The following is a 17,863-nucleotide window of genomic DNA, read 5'->3' as shown; positions in this document are numbered from 1 at the left end:
CGATTTCGGCTCGATCGGCCTGCTCTCGTCTCCTCTCCTGCTCTCGTCACCGTCGTCGCCACCGCGCGTTCGCGAGCGCGCCGGCGCGGATGACAGGATCGTTCCGGCGCTGGACGCCCCGACCCCCCGGAGATCGCCGTGCTCGTCACCCCCGCCCCGCCCCGTGCCGCCCGCACGCCGGTGCTGCTCGGCACGCAGCTGATGTTCAACGTCGGCTTCTTCGCGGTCGTCCCCTTCCTCGCCCTCGTGCTCACCGCCGACTTCGGGCTGACCGCCGCCGCGGTGGGCCTCATCCTGGGGGTGCGGACCTTCGCGCAGCAGGGCATGTTCCTCGTCGGAGGGGTGCTCGCCGACCGCTTCGGCGCGCGCCGCACGATCCTCACGGGATGTGCGGTGCGCGTGCTCGGCTTCGCCACCCTCGCCCTGTCGCTGCTCACGCCTGCTCCGCAGCTCGCCCTTTTCATCGCGGGGACCGTGCTGACGGGCCTGGGCGGCGCGCTCTTCTCGCCGGGAGTCAACATCCTCGTGGCGGATGCCGAGCAGCGCCGCGCCCCGGCCGCGGGACACCGCGCCTCGCTGTTCGCATGGCTGAGTGTCGCGGGGGAGTTCGGGGCGGTGCTCGGCCCCCTCGTGGGTGCCGCCCTGCTGGGGTGGGGCTTCGTCGTCGTCGCGCTCGCCGGGGCGGCCCTCTTCGTGCTGATCGCGGTGTTCCTCGCGATCTCCCTACCGCGCCGGACGCCCGCGTCGACCGAGCGCGGGATCCACGGACGCTGGTGGTCCCTCCGCGATCGTCGCTTCGTCGCGTTCTCGGCCCTCCATGCGGCGGACCTGCTCGCCTTCAACCAGCTCTATCTCGCGCTCCCCCTCCAGCTCGCGCGCGCCGAGGCCGGCCCCGCGGTGGTCGCGGCGATGTTCGCGTGGGTCTCGGCCCTGACCCTCGTGCTGCAGCTGCCGGTCTCGCGCTGGTGTCATCGCGTGGGCGCGGCCCGCGCCCTGCGGGTCGGCTACGGGCTCTCGGCCGCGGGCTTCGTCGTGGTCGCCGCGAGTGCCGTTGTGCCTCTCGACGGCCCCGTGCTCATCGCCGCGGTGTTCGCCGCCGCCGGGCTCGTCATCGTCGGGCACCTCACGACGAACCCCACCGCGCAGGGCCTCGTTCCCCGCTTCGCCGGGGCGCTGCCGACGGGATCGTTCTTCGGTCTGCTGTCGACGTGCGGGGGTATCGCCGTGCTCGTCGGCAACGTCGCGGTCGGCGCCCTGCTCGGCTGGACCGCCGTCCCCGCGGCGGCGTGGGTGCTGCTCGCCGTTCCGCTCGTGGTCGCCGCCGTGTGGGCGCCTCGGGTCACGGCCTCCGCGGGTTCGGCCGACTCACTCTCGCGCTGACGACGCGCCATCGAGAGTCGTCACAGCTCGAGCGTGATCCGCGGGCAGGCCGCGCGCGAGACGCACGGCATCATCGAGCGGTTGGCATCCTGCTCCTCGGGGGAGAGCACGGAGTCGCGGTGCTCGATGTCGCCGTCGACGACGGCCACTTCGCACGTTCCGCAGGTGCCGACGCGGCAGCTCCAGGGCACGACGATGCCCTGCTCCTCGATCACGTCGAGCACCGAGCGCTCCGGAGGCACCGTCACCGTCAGCCCCGACATCATCAGGTCGACCTTGAACGGCTCGGTCCAGACGGGCGGGCCGAGCACTTTCGCCTCGAACCGCTCGACGTGCAGGCTTCCACGCGGCCACACCGACATCGTGGCATCCAGGGCCTCGAGGAGGCGGGCGGGTCCGCACGCGTAGACGACCGTGCGAGCCACCGGTGTGCCGAGCCGATCGGGCAGATCGAGTCGTCGTCCCTCGTCGGCCGCGAACACCTCGACGCGGGAGCCGTGCTGCGCCTCGAGCTCGCTGACGAAGGCCATCGTCGTGCGCGATCGCCCGACGTAGAGCAGCGTCCACTCGGCCCCGGCCGCCGCGGCGGCCTCGATCATCGGCACGATCGGCGTGATGCCGATCCCGCCGGCGACGAACACGTACGACCGTCCCGCGGTGGGCGCGAACAGGAAGTGGTTCGCGGGGCCGCGCACGCGCAGAGTCGACCCGACCCGGGCGTTCTCGTGCAGCCACACCGATCCTTCGCGCTCGCGGAGGACCCCGATGCGCCACGTGCCGCGTTCGGTCGGCGAGCCGCAGAGCGAGTACTGCCGTTCGATTCCGCCGGGCAGGACCACGTCGATGTGCGCTCCGGGCGACCAGTGCGGCAGCGTCCCCGTCGCGCGCTCGAGGTCGAGCACGACGACGCCGTCCGCGGCATCCCGGCGCTCTCGGACAACCGCGTCGAATGTCACTCCCGCACTCACGCGTCCTCCTGTTCGACCGCGTCGTCGGCGCCGCCGCCGTGCACGAGCTCTTTCACGATGAGCAACCGGTACACGGAGCCGTCGGGCGAGTACCAGCGGTGCGGTGTGCCCGACCGGCAGTACACCGAGTCGCCGACCCGCAGGGTGCGCTCGCCGAAGCCGCCGAACGAGATGACGATCGAGCCCTCGAGAACCGTGAGGAACTCGTCCTCTTCGTGCACGTAGTGATCGCCAGGAGTCGGATTCGACCCCGTGAACTCGAGGGGCTCGAACCGCCGCGGGCCCTCGGCCAGCAGCCGGGCGGTTCCCTCGGCATAGGGACCGATGACCCCCTCGTCGGCGGCCACGAACGAGGGCTCGGCGTCGTGGTCGGCGCGCGGCGGCTCCGACCCCGCGAGCAGCTCGACTCGGCTGGTGCCCAGCGCCCGGGCGAGCCGTTCGAGGCTCGCCATGCTCGGGCGCGCGAGACCGCGCTCCAATTGGCTGAGGAAAGGGTGCGACAGGGTCGCGGCCTCGGCGAGCTGGGTGAGGGTCAGCCCGCGCGCCTTGCGCAGCCCACGCAAGTGAGCGCCCAAGCGTTCGTCGCTGCTGGGGGTATCCATCACGGGGGCCATGGTGGTCATCGTTTCACCCTCTCGAACAATCGGGCGACGACCTCGCGTTCGTCGGCGCGGATCAGTCGGCCCTGATCGACGACGACGTGTCCGGCCACGAGGACGGTCCGCGGACGTCGGCCGGGTGCGGCCCACAGCAGTCCCGCCACGGGGTCGGCCACGCCGGCGTCGGCGACACCGGAGACGTCCCACAGGCACAGGTCCGCAGCCGACCCGGGGGTCAGACGCCCGAGCTCGGGGCGCCCGAGCCCGTCGGCCGATCCGGCGGTCGCCATCGTCAGGACGTCGGATGCCGGCAGCTGCGGCCCGACCAGCGCCGACACCTGCAGGGCAAGGCGCGCGTCGGCGAGCAGGTGCCCCGCGTCGTTGCTGCCCCCGCCGCTCGTACCGAGGCCGACGGCGACACCCGCGTCGAGCAGGCGCCGCACCGGCGCGACACCCCAGCCCATGGGCACGTCGCACCCGGGAGCATGGGTGGCCGAGACCCCGGATGCCGCGACTCGCGCGATCTCGTCGTCGGACACGTCGCACAGGTGGGCGAGGGTCACGTCGGGGGCGAGCCACCCCCACTCCTCGAGCAGATCGAGGGGGCGCTTCCCGTAGCGCGAGACGGCGATCTCGACGTCCACCACCTCGTTGGCCTGCGTGCGTCGGCGCAGGCCGTGGCGCTGGGCCACCTCGCCGAGCAGCGCGAACGTCTCGCGCGGGTCGCTGTGCACGCCGGCCGGTCCCACGGCGACCTGCAGCATCCCGTCGGCCGAGACACCGCCCGCGCGATTCGGGACGAGGGCCGAGACGATGTCCTCCGCCGATGCCGCCGCGGTCTGCGGGTCGTCGCGCGCCGCGCCGCGCACGAAGACGAGTCGCGCGCCGAGATCGGCCGCGGCGGTCGCCGCCGCGCGGGCCATCCCGACGGTGTCGGCGTCGGCGGGCCAGGTCAGGTGGTGGTCGGCGACGGTGGTCACCCCGCACAGCAGCGCTTCGGCGAGACCCGCTCGAGCGGCGAGACCGGTCAGTTCCGGGTCGACCCCCGCCGCGGTGTAGGCCGCCGCCATGGCGGGGAGCCATTCGCGCATCGGGATGCCGCGCGTGCCCGGCAGCGTGCGGAAGGCGGTCTGCAGCAGGTGGTGGTGGGCGTTGACCAATCCGGGCGTGACGACGCAGCCGGTGGCGTCGATGATCTCGGCGTCCGTCGTGTCGGCGCTCTCGACGACGACCCCGTCGGCGATCGTGACGTCTCCCTCGCGCACGCGCCCGGAGCCGTCGATCACCGCGATCGCGCCGCGGACGATGGTGACGCTCATGCGCTCCTCACAGCGCACGAGTCCCCGCCACTCGCGATCGCGTGCAGGCGGGGTCCGGCGGCCTCGCGCAGCGGTCGAGCGTCGGCGGCGTTCCGGGATGCCACGATCTCGGCGATCACCGACAGGGCCGTCTCCTCGGGGGAGCGGCCCCCGAGGTCGAGACCCAGAGGGGAGTGCAGGCGCGAGAGCTCGGCATCCGTCACTCCGGCGGCGCGCAGGAGCGCGGCTCGACGCGAGACGGTGGCGCGAGCGCCCATCGCTCCGACGAAACCGACCGGCAGGCGCAGCGCCGAGCGGATCGCGGGAACGTCGAGACGCTCGTCGTGGGTGAGCACGCACACGGCCGTGCGTGCGTCGGGGGAGGGGAGGGTATCGAGCACCTCGTGGGGTGCTCCGACGACCAGCTCGGCCGCGTCGGGGAAGCGGTCGCGGGTCACGAGGAGGGCCCAGTCGTCGCAGACGGTCACCGCGAAACCGGCGGCGGCTCCCAGTCGGCAGAGGGCGGCCGCGTGCTCGCCCGCGCCGAGGATGATCAGCCGCGGGGGAGCCGGTCGATGCAGCACGAGAGGCTCGTCCCCGCCGAGGTCGAGGCGCAGCGTCGCATCGCGACGGTCTCGGGCCGCCTCCAGGGCGGGGCGGTGCGCGTCTTCGACGCGATACGCGACGACGTCGACCGCGCCGCCGCACGCCAGACCGGCGGCGATCGGCGCGATCGCGTCGTCGGCGCCGAAACCGAAGCGCGCGCGACGGATGGTGCCGGTGCGCAGGACATCGAGACCGAGCATGACCGCGTCGTTCTCGACGCAGCCGCCCGAGATCGATCCGATCACCCGGGCATCTCTCGTGACGGCGAGGGTCGCGCCCACGCCGCGGGGTGCACTGCGCACGACCGCGGTGACCGTGACGGCCGCCACGGGCACGCTCGCGTCGAGCAGCGGCACCAGGTCGGGGGCCAGTTCGAGCATGGATGCGACCGTAATCGGGGCGTGTTTCGCGCACGCTACGCTGTCGTGACCATGCCCGCAGTCCCGCTCGGAACCGTGTCGGGCCTCGTCCTGGCCGCCGGGGCGGGGCGGCGGTTCGGTGGGCCCAAGGCCCTCGCGCGCACTCCCGCCGGCACGCCGTGGATCGCGCTCGCCACCCGAGCACTGAGCGAGGGCGGATGCCACGACGTCACGGTCGTCCTCGGCGCCGAGGCGGACGCGGCGAGCGCCTTCGTCCCCACCGGCGTCTATATCGTGCGAGCCGAGGATTGGGCGACGGGGGTCGCCGCCTCGCTGCGCGCGGGGCTGGGGGCGATGGCATCCGGTCCGTCGATCTCGGTCGTGGTGCTGCCCGTCGACACTCCCGACGTTCCTCGCGCTGCCGTCGCGAGGGTTGCGCGTCGAGCGAGCGCGGACGCTCTCGTGCAGGCGACCTACGGCGGGGCACCCGGTCACCCGGTGCTTCTCGGCCGCGATCACTGGGGGCCGGTGGCGGCCTCGATCCGGGGCGACATCGGCGCGCGCCCGTACCTCATCGCGCAGGACGCGCAGCTCGTCGAGTGCGGTGACCTGTGGTCTGGCGTCGACCACGACGAGCGCTGAGGGGCGCTCGCGCGCGACGTGTCACGGTCCGGTCACGGGCGCGGATGAATTTTGACGCGGCTATAGACAAAACCCCCTCCGGTGGATATTTTTTCGGAGCCGTCATAATTCGACGGACCAGAGTGCCGGGAACGAAGACGTACCCGATCCGACGCCGGGGAGGGCGCGGGTACGGATCGAAGGGTCCCTGCTGTTCAGAGAGGAACGCAGATCACATGCTGAAGAAAATCCTGACCGGTGCGGCCATCGCCGCACTCGCCGTGGGCCTCGGAGCGTGCAGCTCCACGCGCCCCGCGGACGGCGGTGGAGACGCCGCAGGTGGCGGATCGACCGAATGCAACGTCGGCATCGCCATGCCCACCCGCAGCCTCGAGCGTTGGATCAACGACGGCGAGCAGCTGCAGAAGAAGCTCCAGGATGCCGGGTGCACCGTCGACCTGCAGTACGCCGACAACAAGACCGACCAGCAGATCAGCCAGATCCAGAACCAGCTGTCGGGTGGCGCGAAGATCCTCGTCATCGCCGCGATCGACGGTTCGACCCTGGGCCCGGTGCTGCAGGAGGCCAAGTCGCAGAACGCCAAGGTCATCGCGTACGACCGTCTCATCAACGGCAGCGAGAACGTCGACTACTACGCCACGTTCGACAACTACAAAGTCGGAACGCTTCAGGGCCAGTACATCGAGTCGAAGCTGGGCCTGAAGGACGGCAAGGGCCCGTTCAACCTGGAGCCCTTCGCCGGAAGCCCCGACGACAACAACGCGAAGTTCTTCTTCGCCGGCGCGTGGGACGTGCTCAAGCCCTACGTCGACAAGGGTCAGCTGGTCGTCCCCAGCGGCAAGTCGCCCGCCAACGACGACGCCTGGGCGTCGATCGGCATCCAGGGCTGGGCGTCCGACAAGGCGCAGTCCGAGATGGACAACCGTCTCTCGTCGTTCTACGGCAACGGCAAGAAGGTCAACGTGGTGCTCTCGCCCAACGACAGCCTCGCCATCGGTATCGAGGCGTCGCTGAAGTCGGCCGGATACACCCCCGGCGCCGACTACCCGATCATCACGGGTCAGGATGCCGACAAGGCCAACGTCAAGGCGATCCTCGACGGTGCGCAGGCGATGACGGTCTGGAAGGACACCCGTGCCCTCGGTGACCGGGTCTTCACGATGATCCAGGAGCTGAAGGACGGCAAGGAGGTCGAGGTCAACGACACCAAGACCTACGACAACGGCAAGAAGGTCGTCCCCTCGTACCTGCTGACCCCCGAGGTGGTCACCAAGGACGACGTGCAGTCGAAGCTCATCGACTCGGGCTTCCTGAAGGCGTCCGACGTCGGACTCTGATCCACCCGGCGGCGGGGCGGGTTCGCCCGCCCCGCCGCTCCCCGTGCCGCCCCCCGGGCGGCGGAGCCGAAATGCCGCCCCACCGGCGGCGGAGGGACAAGCACACACCATGACCGAACCGATCCTGCGTATGTCGGGGATCTCGAAGTCGTTCAACGGGGTTCCCGCCCTGGCCGATGTGTCGATCGACGTCTACCGCGGCGAGGTCCACGCCATCTGCGGTGAGAACGGCGCCGGAAAGTCGACGCTGATGAAGGTGCTCAGCGGGGTCTATCCCGCCGGCAGCTTCGAGGGCGGCATCACCCTCGAGGGCGAGCAGATGGCCTTTCGCTCCATTAACGACAGCGAGGCCGCCGGCATCGTCATCATCCACCAGGAGTTGGCGCTCAGCCCGTACCTCTCGATCGCCGAGAACATCTTCCTCGGCAACGAGAAGTCGCGTCGTGGCGTCATCGACTGGAACGCGACCAACTCCGCGGCGGCCGAGCTGCTCAAGCGGGTGGGGCTGCGCGAGAACCCCGCGACGAAGATCTTCGAGCTCGGCGTCGGCAAGCAGCAGCTCGTCGAGATCGCCAAGGCCCTCGCGAAAGAGGTGAAGCTCCTCATCCTCGACGAGCCCACCGCCGCCTTGAACGACGACGACTCCGCCCACCTGCTCGATCTGATCGACCAGCTGCGCACGCAGGGCATCACCTGCATCATCATCAGCCACAAGCTCAAAGAGGTGCTGCGCATCTCGGATCGCATCACCATCATCCGCGACGGCCGCACGATCGAGACGATGCACCGCTCCGACGCCGACACCGACGAGGGCCGGATCATCCGCGCCATGGTCGGCCGCGATCTGAACAGCCTCTTCCCGCCGCGCGAGCCCGACATCGGCGAAGAGCTCTTCCGCGTCGAGAACTGGACCGTCCACCACCCCGTCGACACCGAGCGCGTGGTCATCGACGACGCCTCCTTCATGGTGCGCGCCGGGGAGATCGTCGGTTTCGCGGGCCTCATGGGCGCCGGTCGCACCGAACTCGCGATGAGCATCTTCGGGCGCATGTACGGCACCGGCATCTCCGGCGAGGTGTACAAGAACGGGCAGCAGATCGACGTCCGCACGGTGGATGCTGCGATCAAGCACGGCATCGCCTACGCCACCGAGGACCGCAAGAAATACGGTCTCAACCTCATCGGCGACATCCAGGTCAACGTCTCGGCCTCCGCTCTCGCCCGCCTCGCCCGCCTCGGTGTGGTCGACCGGTACCGCGAGTACAAGGTCGCCGATTCGTACCGCTACAAGATGAACATCAAGGCGCCCAGCGTCGCCGCGATCACGGGACGCCTCTCGGGCGGCAACCAGCAGAAGGTCGTGCTGTCGAAGTGGATGTTCACCGGGCCCGACGTGCTGATCCTCGACGAGCCCACCCGCGGCATCGACGTCGGGGCCAAGTACGAGATCTACGGCATCATCAACGAACTCGCGGCCCAGGGGAAGGCCGTCATCGTCATCTCGTCGGAGCTGCCCGAGGTCATCGGCCTCTCCGACCGCATCTACACGATCTCCGAGGGGCGCATCACGGCCGAGGTCAGCCGCGACGACGCCACGCAGGAGAACCTCATGCGGCACATGACCGCCGGAAGGAACTGACAGCAATGGCCACCGCATCCACCCAGACGGTCGAGGCACCGACGCAGCCGGGACCGCGACGTCGCGGCATCCTGTCGCGCATCAACTTCCGACAGTTCGGCATCCTCGCCGCTCTCGTCATCATCATCGTGCTCTTCCAGGTGCTCACCGGCGGTCGCCTGCTGATGCCCGGAAACGTCAACAACCTCATCCAGCAGAACGCCTACGTGCTGATCCTCGCGATCGGCATGGTGATGGTCATCATCGCCGGCCATATCGACCTGTCGGTCGGATCGGTCGTGGCCATGGTGGGCGCGATCGCGGCGATCGCGATGAACCAATGGGGTCTGCCCTGGTTCGTCGCCGTCCTGCTCTCGCTCGTCGTCGGCGCTGTCGTCGGTGCGTGGCAGGGCTTCTGGGTCGCGTTCGTGGGCATCCCCGCGTTCATCGTCACCCTGGCGGGCATGCTGCTGTTCCGCGGTCTCACGCTCGTCCTGCTCACCGGCGGCACCATCAGCGGCCTCCCCGACGGCTTCACGGCGATCGGCGCCGGCTGGCTGCCGCCGTTCCTCGGCTACCTCGGCAACTGGGACGCGCTGACCCTTGCGCTCGGCGCCATCGCCAGCGTGCTGCTCGTCGTGCAGCAGCTGCGCACCCGCGCGACGCTGCGCCGCCTCGAGCTGCCGCGCGAGGTCGCCTGGTCGTTCTGGGCGAAGAACGTCGTCGCAGTCGTCGCGATCATGGCCACCGCCTTCACGATCGCCGCCTACAACGGCACCCCCATCGTGCTGATCATCCTGGCGGTCCTTGTGCTGGCGTACACGTTCGTGCTCAACCGCACCACATTCGGTCGCCACATCTACGCCATGGGCGGCAACCTCTTCGCGGCCGTGATGAGCGGTGTCAAGACGAAGTGGGTCAACTTCTTCATCTTCGTCAACATGGGTGCCCTCGCGGGTCTCGCCGCCGTGGTCAGCACTGCGCGTGCCGGTGGTGCGGTGGCCTCGGCCGGTCAGAACTACGAGCTCGATGCGATCGCTGCGGTGTTCATCGGTGGTGCGGCCGTCCAGGGCGGTATCGGAACGGTCGTCGGCGCGGTCGTCGGTGGTCTGGTCATGGGCGTGCTGAACATGGGTCTGTCGATCCTCAGCGTCGACGCCGCGTGGCAGATGGCCATCAAGGGCATCGTGCTGCTCCTCGCCGTCGCGTTCGACATCTTCAACAAGCGGCGCAACGGCGGTGCGTGACCGGATGGGGAGCCCGGTCACCCGGCCGGCTCCCCATCCCGGCCGCTCCGGCCGTCGGCCGCGTCGCGTCGCCGTGCGTCGGCCGCGTGAACACTCCGGTCCCCTCGATGGGATGATGGGGGAGGTGCGCCTCTCATGACCCCTGCCGTGTTCGAGCCCGCAACCCCGCTCGCGCCGCCGGCTGGCCGTACGACGAACGACCTGATCCGTCAGCAGAACCTCTCGTCCGTCCTGTCGCTCCTCCACTCCCGGGGAGCGCTCTCACGCGCCCAATTGGGCGCCACGACCGGCCTCAACCGCTCCACGGTCACGGGTCTCGTCATGGAATTGACCGAGCTCGGCCTCGTCCGCGAGGCGCCCAGCGGGGAGCGCACCGGCAAGGTCGGTCGACCGACTCTCGACCTCGAACCCGAAGACCACGTCGCCGCCCTGAGCGTCCGCGCCGAACCGCACGCGGTGACCGTGGCCCTGGTCGGCCTCGGCGGGGTGGTGCACGCCCGTCTGCGTCACGACACCGCCACTGCGCCGGCGCCGAAACGGTTCGTCCAGATCGTCGCCTCGTCGGTCGAGGCGATGCGCGCCGACATCGACCGCCACTACCGCGTGGTCGGGGCCGGGCTGGCGGTCCCCGGACTCGTCAACGCCAACGGTTCCGTCCTCGTCTCGCCCACCCTCGGGTGGAAGCGCGATCCCGTCGCGGCGCGTCTGAGCGACGAGCTCGGGATGCCGGTGGCCGCCGGCAACGACGCCAGCATCGGCGCCCTCGCGGAGTCGCGGTTCGGCGTGGGCGTGGGCGTCGGCAACCTGCTCTACCTCGGCGGCGCGATGCACAGCATCGGCGGCGGTCTCATCATCGACGGCACCCTGCTGCGCGGGACGTCGGGTTACGCCGGGGAGCTCGGCCACACCGTCGTCGACCCGCGCGGACGCCCGTGCGTGTGCGGACGCCGCGGGTGCCTCGAGGCCGAGGTCAGCCTCGACCTGATCGAACCGCTGCTGGGGCGCCGCAAGCTCGACGAGGACGAACTCGATGTCGAGCTCGGCGTCGCCCGCAATCCCCGCGTGATGACCGAGGTGACGCGCCAGGTCGAGATGCTCTCGCTCGCCCTGACGAACTTCGTCAACGCCTTCGCCCCTGAGACGGTCGTGCTCTCGGGGTATCTCGGCGCGCTGCTGTCGGTCAGCCGCGAGCGTCTCGCCGACGCCGTGCGCGTGCATCCGCTGGGCGCCGAGGGCCGCACGATCCGTCTCGAACGCGCCCACCTGCGCTCGCGCCTCATGCTCGTGGGCCCCGCGGAACTGGCCTTCAGCGACCTGTTGGCCAACCCCGCCGGCTTCCGCGGCTGACCCCGCTCCCCCGCACGCAGCGCGCGTTGCGGGCCGCAGCGTCCGAATGCCCGCGTCCTCCCGTGAGTGTCCAAAACACCCGGACGAATTTCTGCGGCGTCCGGGTTTCTTGGACACTCGACGCTGGTGGCGCGGGCGCACGCTGCGTGCGGTCGCTCGTTGAGCGCGGCGACGGGACGTCGACGACGTTTCAGCGACGAGGGAGGCGGTCAGCCCCCGATCACCACATTCAGCGGCTCCTCGCCGCGGTGCAGGCGTTCGATCTGCTGACGCACCAAGCGTGCGATGCGGGGGCGCATGGCATCCGTCGTCCCTCCGACGTGCGGCGCGATGAGCACGCCGTCGAGGCTCCACAGCGGGTGGCCCTGGGGGAGAGGTTCGGGGTCGGTGACGTCGAGGGCGGCGCGGATCCGGCCGCGGCGGACGTGATCGACGAGGGCATCGGTGTCGATGAGCGGGCCGCGGCCGACGTTCACGACGAGCGCTCCGTCGGGCAGGGCCGAGAGGGCGCGGTCGTCGATGACGTGGCGGGTCGCGTCACCGCCCGGGAGGGACGCGATGACGATGTCGGTCTCGGCGAGCACCTCGTACAGCTTGCCGAGGGGGAACACCTCGACCTCGTCTTGCAGACGACCGTGCGAGGCGACGGCGCGCAGCTCCACCTCGAAGGGCTTCAGGCGTGCGGCGATCGCACGACCGACCCCGCCGAAGCCGAGCAGGGTCACCCGAGCGTCGGCCAGGCCGGGAGCACCGCCGCCGGTCCACTCGCCGCGGTCCTGCGCGCGCACGACCTCGGGCAGCCGTCGCTGGGCCGCCAACGCCAGGGCGACGGCGAGCTCGGAGGTGGCCGTCTCGTGCACGCTCGAAGCGTTCGCGAACACGATCCCCTCGGGCAGGCGCCCCTCGACGTTGTCATACCCGATCGACTGGCCCTGGACGAGTCCGACCTCGATCTCGGAGAGGCGCTCGATGACGTTGTCCATCGACATGTACGGGGGCACGACCATGTCGAAACGGTCGTGCGGTGCCGGTCCCGTCATGTCCCACACCACCACCTCGACGCCGTCGGGCAGCTCGTTCAGGTCGGCGCGGAGTTCGTCGGTGGGCACGGACACGAGGAGGGGGGTCGAGGTCGTCACCGCAGAGACGCTACCCCCGCCGTCTCGGTGGGCGTGGGAGGTTGCGCCCGGCGCCCGATGTGCACACCGACCGGCACGTCGTACGCGAGATATTCGCGCAGCAGGGCGTCGGCGTCGCGCTCGAACAACCGCCGCGACAGGGCGGCGGCGAGCTTCGTGGCCCCGCCGACGAGGCCGGGGATCTGGTGGCTGAGCATCCCCTGGCTCAGGCGTGCGCCGTGGTTGAACATGTGGATCCGAGAGAGGGCCGAGGCCTCCGGCGTGCTCCGGCTGACGAGACCGAAGTCGTCGTCGAGATACGGGAATGCCGCGAGACCGGGGTTCTGCGCCGTGGACGCGGGGTCGAGCCGGTCGCTCCACAGGACGGCATCCGCGGCGACGTTCGCCAGCTCGGGGCGCCGCGCGAGCTCTGAGACGATCCCGGTCGCCGCCAGCACGACGTCGTAGTGATGGATGCCGTGCGGCGTCGTCACGGCGATCTCGCTGCCCGTCCACTCCACGCTCTGCCACGGCGACGAGGTGAGGAAGCGGAAGGAGTCGAAGGCGTGGGCGCGCCAGAGGGCGTTCTGCGTGGCCGGTTGGTCGACCGCCGACAGGTGCACGTTGAAGGCCCACTTCTGCTGGTCGGTGAACGAGCCGTAGTTCTCGATGAGGCCGGCGAACTCCATCCAGCGGTAGGGGCTCACCTGCGGCATCGCCGGTCGACGCATGTGCACGTCGACACTCGCCGCTCCGTGCTCGAGAGCGGTCGCGGCGTTGTCGAACGCTCCCGTGCCCGCGCCCAGGATGCCGATGCGCAGCCCCGCGAGCACCTCGAAGTCGATGGCGTCGTGCGTGTGGTGTACGCGCTCGGCGGGAAGGTCGCGCAGGAGGGCGGGGATGTGTCGACCACCGGCCCCCTCGATGCCCGTGGCGAGCACGACGTGCTGCGCGGGCAGCATCCACTCGCCGTCGGGCCCGTCGAGGTGCATCTGGATCGGACCGTCCGCCGTGGTCGGTGCGAGCGACCGCACGCGGGTGGAGGGCACCACCGTCAGGGCGGAGACTTCTCGGTACCACCGCAGGAAGCCCTGCCACGCAATCGTGGGGAAGTACTCGATCGCCTCCCACGCGTCGATGCCGTACACGGCCTCGAACCAGGCCCGCGGGCTCACGGCGGGAGTGCCCCAGGTGGGCCATGCGATGTCTTTCGGAGTGCGCAGCGTGTGCATGCGCGCGTAGGTGGTCCAGGGGCCCGCCGCATCGGCGGGGGCGGCGTCGATCACCACGACGTCGTCGATCCCACGGCGTCGGAGGCCGCGGGCCAGAACGAGTCCGGCTTGCCCCGCGCCCACGATCACCACGGGACGGATGCCGTCCCGCGCACCGACCCACGAGCGTCCGTCGCCCGCGCTGAGGGCGCTCTGGTGCGCGGCCTCGCGTTCGAGGGCCGCGAGGCGGGCGTCGGAATCGGGGAGCGGGGTGAGCACGCTCACTCCCCGTCGATCACGACGCGAACGCCGAGGGTGTCGTCGAAGCGGTGGTTGTGGTGGTCGGTGACGTTGGTGTCGTCGAGCTCGAGGTTGACGAAGTCCATGCTCGGCTCGGCGAAGAAGGGGCCCGCGTGCCAGGTGCCCTTGCGCATCGTGATGGCCGTTCGCGGCGGGATGCGGAAGGCGCGGAGATCGTCGAGCGCCGGGGCCTCGATACCGGGGGCGGCGACGGCGATCGTCCACTCGACGTCTCCGACGGCCATGAGCGTCTGCGTGGTCTCGAGGTGGCGGGTCACGCGCACGAACTCCGGCGTCTTGTCGTCGAGGTGCATGAGGTAGAAGCGCGGGATGCCGTTCGACACGTCGAGCACGGCTTCCTCCGCGGTGAAAGGAGTGCCGTCCTCCATCGGCGTCAGGACGACGCCGAAGGGGTCGAACGACGCGGGGGTCACGGTTTCGGCGGTGAGGCGGTGGACGGTGAGGGTGTCGGACATGGCGGCTCGCTTTCGTCGGCTGATCCGACCGTACACTTGTCCAACAAGCAACGATTCAACTTGTCCGACATGTTCACCGCGCTGTTACGCCCGCGAAACGCTCACGACCGCACCCGGCGGATCAGGGCGTTGCGCAGTCCCTCCGGCGCGGGCAGCTGCACCTCTCGCGACCAGTACCCGATCGCGTCGTCGGCACCGTATCCGCAGTAGGTCATCTCGATGACCGGCGTGCCCGGCGAGCTCGACAGAAGCCGTGACCTCTCGGCATCCAGCCCGATCGCCTCCATCCACACGGTCTCCCACGCGACTCGTACGCCGTTGGCGGCTTCGGCGAGATCGAAGACGGGGCGGTGCGCGTCGAGCGTGGCGTCGCGCTGCAGGGGGACGAGGTCTTCCGCCAGGGCGTAGGGCGCTCTGTCGGCGCGCCACATCTTCACGGTGCGCAGGACCGGGGTGCCGTCGGGCAGGTCGTCGAAGCGGTGCGAGCCGGGGGTCAGCTCGAGGCGATCGGACGACACGAGCTCGAGCGACGGCTCATAACCGGCGGAGCGGATCGAGAGGGAGTGGTCGAACTGCTGGTCGATCCGTCGGCCCACCCCCGCGAGGCGACGGTTCGGAGTGGTTCGCGCGCCCTGCGTGCGGTGCACGTATCCGCGCTCTTCGAGGCGCACCAGCGCTTCGCGCACCGAGTTGCGGCTCGCGCCGAGCATCTCGGCGAGGCGCGGCTCGGAGGGCAGCGCCGCTGCCTCGCTGCTCCACAGGGCAAGGATGCCCTCGATGATCGGATCGGGATCGGGTACGCGCACGGACTCATCTTCCCCGATGGATACCGGGACGATCGCCCCGGTGGGGCAGGGGAGTCGCGAACGGTCCGAACGAAACCGCGGGCGGGGTCAGGCGGCGGCGCCCACGACGGCGGCGATGGCCGACGTGAAGAAGCCCAGACCGTCGACGCCCGAGCGCATCGCCGCCGCGGTGCCCGGGCCGAAGCCCGGCTCGACCGCGTGCTCGGGGTGCGGCATGAGGCCCACGACGTTGCCGCGCTCGTTGGTCAGGCCGGCGATGTCGTCGAGCGAGCCGTTGGGGTTGACTCCGACGTACCGGAAGGTCACGAGGCCCTCGCCGTTCACGCGCGCCAGGGTCTCGGCATCCGCGATGTATCCGCCGTCGGCGTTCTTCAGCGGGATGACGATCTCGTCGCCCTCGGCGAAGTCGCTGGTCCAGGCGGTCGAGGCGTTCTCGACGCGCAGGCGCTGGTCACGGCGGATGAATTGCTGGTGGGCGTTGCGGATCAGACCGCCGGGCAGCAGGTGCGCCTCGACCAGCATCTGGAAGCCGTTGCAGATGCCGAGCACGGGCATGCCCTTGCCGGCCGCGTCTTTGACCTCGGCCATGATCGGCGCGAACGCGGCGATCGCTCCGGCGCGCAGGTAGTCGCCGTAGCTGAAGCCACCGGGCAGGACGAGGGCGTCGACGCCCTTCAGATCGTGCTCGCCGTGCCACAGGGCGACGGGCTCACCGCCCGCGAGGCGGATCGCGCGCTGCGCGTCGCGGTCGTCGAGGGAGCCGGGGAACGTGATGACCCCGATGCGAGCGGTCACTCGACGACCTCGATGTTCACGACGTCTTCGATGACGGCGTTCGAGAGCATCTCGTCGGCGAGCTCACGGGCTCGCGCGAGCGTGGCCTCGTCGACCTCGCCCTCGACGGTGAGTTCGAAACGCTTGCCGATGCGCACGTCCGAGAAGCGGTGCTCGCCCAGACGCGACAGGGCGCCGGCGACGGCCTTTCCCTGCGGGTCGAGGAGCTCGGCCTTGGGCATGACGTCGACGACGATGGTGGGCACTGCAGCTCCAAGAGTCGGGTGGCGTTGTGAAGGCCAGTCTACGCGAGCCGTCGACGGCGCCCGCTACGGCCGACCGGGCCGAGCGAGCAGGACTTCATAACGATCTCACAGCGTCCTCTTGACCGCATGGGAGCGATCCCATAGCGTCGTCCCCGATCGGTGAGAGCGCTCCCACGCGATGTCGCAGGGAGCCTCCCAGAGCGCCGGTCAGCACCCACCACAAAGGAGTGATCTGTGAAAACTCGTGCCCTGCGCCGGGTGGCTCTTGTCGCCGCCGTCGCATCGACTTCCGCCCTCGTCCTCGCCGGCTGCTCCGGTGCCGGGGGCTCCGCCTCGGGCGGCGACGGCGAGGTGACCCTCACCGTCGCCACCTTCAACGACTTCGGGTACACCGACGCGCTCCTGCAGGAGTACATGGACGCCCACCCGAACGTGAAGATCGTGCACAACAAGGCCGCGACCAGCAACGAGGCCCGCGAGAACTACTTCCAGAAGCTGGGCAAGACCGGCCTCGCCGACATCGAAGCCATCGAGGTCGACTGGCTGCCCGAGGTCATGGAGTACGCCGACCTGCTGGCCCCCGTGCCCGACGACCTTAAGAGCCGCTGGCTCGACTACAAGGTCGAGGCCGCCACCAGCCCGGAGGGCAAGCTCGTCGGCTACGGCACCGACATCGGGCCCGAGGGCGTCTGCTACCGCTCCGACCTCTTCGCCGCGGCGGGTCTTCCCACCGACCGGGCCGAGGTCGCCACGATGCTCCAGGGCGACTGGTCGACCTATTTCGCCGCGGGCGACACCTACGTCGCCGCGACCGGCAAGGCCTTCTTCGACTCCGCCGGCGGCACCTACCAAGGAGCGATCAACCAGGTCGAGGCCGCGTACGAGAACCCCGACAACGGCGAGATCACCGCCACGAGCAACCCCGACGTCAAGAAGATCTACGACCAGGTGCTGAAGGCCAGCGCCACGCAGTCGGCGCACCTCGGCCAGTGGTCGGACGACTGGTTCGCGGGGCTCTCGAACGGCGCCTTCGCCACGATGCTCTGCCCGGGCTGGATGCTCGGCGTCATCGAGGGCAACGCCCCCGAGGTGAAGGGGTGGGACATCGCCAACGTCTTCCCCGGCGGCGCCGGCAACTGGGGCGGCTCGTACCTGACCGTGCCCGGCAACGGCAAGAACGTCGAGGCCGCTCAGGAGCTCGCCGACTGGCTGACCGACCCCGAGACCCAGGTCACGGCGTTCGAGAACGCGGGCACCTTCCCGAGCCAGACCGATGCCCTCAAGGCGGACGCGCTGCTCAGCAACACGAACGCGTACTTCAACAACGCCCCCGTGGGCGAGATGCTCTCCGAGCGCGCGCAGGCCGTGAAGGTCTCGCCCTACAAGGGGACGTTCTACTTCCAGATCAACGACGCCATGCAGAAGGCGCTCACGCGAGTGGAAGACGGAACGCAGGACGCCGCGACCTCCTGGAAGCAGTGGGCGACCGAGGTCGACGCCCTGTCCTGACC

Annotated in this window: 17 protein-coding genes; 7 read left to right on the top strand and 10 right to left on the bottom strand. The window is 70.3% G+C overall.

All coding sequences use genetic code 11. From position 1 onward, the window contains the following. Positions 1-138 precede the first annotated feature (138 nt). The gene (locus tag DEU35_RS05355) at positions 139-1,380 is read left to right on the top strand and encodes an MFS transporter (RefSeq protein ID WP_116238797.1); all 1,242 of its coding nucleotides are present in this window, start codon (positions 139-141) and stop codon (positions 1,378-1,380) included. Positions 1,381-1,400: 20 nt separating this feature from the next. On the opposite strand, the gene DEU35_RS05350 is transcribed toward DEU35_RS05355, so the two are convergent. Genes DEU35_RS05350 through DEU35_RS05335 form a run of 4 tightly spaced genes read right to left on the bottom strand, consistent with a single transcriptional unit; the run spans position 1,401 to position 5,231 of the window. After that, positions 1,401-2,336 (bottom strand): PDR/VanB family oxidoreductase, encoded by a 936-nt coding sequence (locus tag DEU35_RS05350; protein ID WP_258873335.1) that lies wholly within the window; start codon positions 2,334-2,336, stop codon positions 1,401-1,403. Between the two features lie 8 nt (positions 2,337-2,344). Beyond that, on the bottom strand, positions 2,345-2,971 hold the full coding sequence (locus DEU35_RS05345) for a helix-turn-helix domain-containing protein (protein WP_116238795.1): 627 nt from the start codon (positions 2,969-2,971) through the stop codon (positions 2,345-2,347). Continuing rightward, positions 2,968-4,266: an amidohydrolase family protein gene (locus DEU35_RS05340; RefSeq protein ID WP_116238794.1), complete on the bottom strand. Its 1,299-nt coding sequence runs from the start codon at positions 4,264-4,266 to the stop codon at positions 2,968-2,970. The genes DEU35_RS05345 and DEU35_RS05340 overlap by 4 nt, the downstream gene beginning before the upstream one ends. Next, positions 4,263-5,231 (bottom strand): XdhC family protein, encoded by a 969-nt coding sequence (locus tag DEU35_RS05335; protein ID WP_116238793.1) that lies wholly within the window; start codon positions 5,229-5,231, stop codon positions 4,263-4,265. The genes DEU35_RS05340 and DEU35_RS05335 overlap by 4 nt, the downstream gene beginning before the upstream one ends. A gap of 51 nt (positions 5,232-5,282) precedes the next feature. On the opposite strand from DEU35_RS05335, the gene DEU35_RS05330 reads away from it, so the two are divergent. The 5 genes from DEU35_RS05330 (at position 5,283) to DEU35_RS05310 (ending at position 11,401) form a co-directional block, all read left to right on the top strand. Then, the gene (locus DEU35_RS05330) at positions 5,283-5,852 is read left to right on the top strand and encodes an NTP transferase domain-containing protein (protein WP_116238916.1); all 570 of its coding nucleotides are present in this window, start codon (positions 5,283-5,285) and stop codon (positions 5,850-5,852) included. 215 nt (positions 5,853-6,067) lie between these two features. Further along, positions 6,068-7,189: a multiple monosaccharide ABC transporter substrate-binding protein gene (chvE, locus tag DEU35_RS05325; protein WP_116238792.1), complete on the top strand. Its 1,122-nt coding sequence runs from the start codon at positions 6,068-6,070 to the stop codon at positions 7,187-7,189. Positions 7,190-7,298: 109 nt separating this feature from the next. After that, entirely contained in the window at positions 7,299-8,828 is a 1,530-nt protein-coding gene (gene mmsA / locus DEU35_RS05320) for a multiple monosaccharide ABC transporter ATP-binding protein (RefSeq protein ID WP_103206975.1), read from the top strand. Positions 8,829-8,833: 5 nt separating this feature from the next. Next, positions 8,834-10,054, top strand: coding sequence for a multiple monosaccharide ABC transporter permease (mmsB, locus tag DEU35_RS05315; RefSeq protein WP_103206974.1), 1,221 nt, complete (start codon positions 8,834-8,836; stop codon positions 10,052-10,054). A 135-nt stretch (positions 10,055-10,189) separates the two neighbouring features. After that, entirely contained in the window at positions 10,190-11,401 is a 1,212-nt protein-coding gene (locus tag DEU35_RS05310) for an ROK family protein (protein WP_103206973.1), read from the top strand. Between the two features lie 209 nt (positions 11,402-11,610). Here the strand turns inward: DEU35_RS05310 and DEU35_RS05305 are convergent, their stop codons facing one another. The 6 genes from DEU35_RS05305 to purS all read right to left on the bottom strand — a co-directional run bounded on the left by DEU35_RS05305 (position 11,611) and on the right by purS (position 16,352). Next, positions 11,611-12,540, bottom strand: coding sequence for a 2-hydroxyacid dehydrogenase (locus tag DEU35_RS05305; RefSeq protein ID WP_258873333.1), 930 nt, complete (start codon positions 12,538-12,540; stop codon positions 11,611-11,613). Then, on the bottom strand, positions 12,537-14,015 hold the full coding sequence (locus DEU35_RS05300) for an FAD-dependent oxidoreductase (RefSeq protein WP_116238791.1): 1,479 nt from the start codon (positions 14,013-14,015) through the stop codon (positions 12,537-12,539). The genes DEU35_RS05305 and DEU35_RS05300 overlap by 4 nt, the downstream gene beginning before the upstream one ends. After that, positions 14,012-14,506, bottom strand: a complete 495-nt coding sequence (locus tag DEU35_RS05295; RefSeq protein ID WP_103206971.1) for an ureidoglycolate lyase — start codon at positions 14,504-14,506, stop codon at positions 14,012-14,014. The genes DEU35_RS05300 and DEU35_RS05295 overlap by 4 nt, the downstream gene beginning before the upstream one ends. A 101-nt stretch (positions 14,507-14,607) precedes the next feature. Beyond that, a complete protein-coding gene (locus DEU35_RS17395) occupies positions 14,608-15,312 on the bottom strand; it encodes a GntR family transcriptional regulator (protein WP_116238790.1) in 705 nt (234 codons plus the stop codon). An 87-nt stretch (positions 15,313-15,399) separates the two neighbouring features. Further along, complete coding sequence (gene purQ, locus DEU35_RS05285; protein ID WP_103206969.1) at positions 15,400-16,107, bottom strand: phosphoribosylformylglycinamidine synthase subunit PurQ; 708 nt, start codon at positions 16,105-16,107, stop codon at positions 15,400-15,402. Further along, on the bottom strand, positions 16,104-16,352 hold the full coding sequence (gene purS / locus DEU35_RS05280; protein WP_056225673.1) for a phosphoribosylformylglycinamidine synthase subunit PurS: 249 nt from the start codon (positions 16,350-16,352) through the stop codon (positions 16,104-16,106). The genes purQ and purS overlap by 4 nt, the downstream gene beginning before the upstream one ends. A gap of 234 nt (positions 16,353-16,586) precedes the next feature. Here purS and DEU35_RS05275 point away from each other — a divergent pair, with 234 nt between their 5' ends. Further along, positions 16,587-17,861: an ABC transporter substrate-binding protein gene (locus DEU35_RS05275; protein ID WP_103206968.1), complete on the top strand. Its 1,275-nt coding sequence runs from the start codon at positions 16,587-16,589 to the stop codon at positions 17,859-17,861. The last annotated feature ends 2 nt before the right edge of the window (positions 17,862-17,863 follow it).

The organism is Microbacterium sp. AG157 (assembly GCF_003385695.1).
GTDB lineage: Bacteria > Actinomycetota > Actinomycetes > Actinomycetales > Microbacteriaceae > Microbacterium > Microbacterium testaceum.
This window is presented reverse-complemented; position numbering and strand designations above follow the sequence as displayed.